This is a genomic window from Halomonas sp. SIMBA_159 (assembly GCF_046536035.1).
Taxonomy (GTDB): domain Bacteria; phylum Pseudomonadota; class Gammaproteobacteria; order Pseudomonadales; family Halomonadaceae; genus Vreelandella; species Vreelandella venusta_A.
In genome coordinates this window covers 1-257 of the sequence record NZ_JAWJBT010000976.1, presented here as the reverse complement: position 1 = coordinate 257, position 257 = coordinate 1, and the positions used below count along the sequence as shown (strand labels likewise).

Below are 257 nucleotides of genomic sequence, written 5' to 3'. Positions count from 1 at the left end.
ATATGCACCCGGTTGCGGCAAAAGTAGCACTGGCGGCTAAACCACGCGGCAAACTAATGATAGTGACAGATGCTATGTCACCGGTAGGAACTGATGACACAGAATTTGATTTCTTTACCGGAAAAGTAATACGTGAAGGCAGTAAGCTGACTAACGAGGCCGGCTCCCTGGCCGGTTCGGTGTTAGATATGGCAGCAGCGGTAAAGTATGCAGTCCAGGTGTTAGCTGTTGATCCGGCTGAAGCGTTAAGGATGGCG

General features: G+C 50.6%; 1 pseudogene. It reads left to right on the top strand.

The features are described 5' to 3' along the window. Window positions 1-257 (top strand): annotated as a pseudogene (locus tag R0J87_RS22155) (N-acetylglucosamine-6-phosphate deacetylase); the annotation flags it as partial.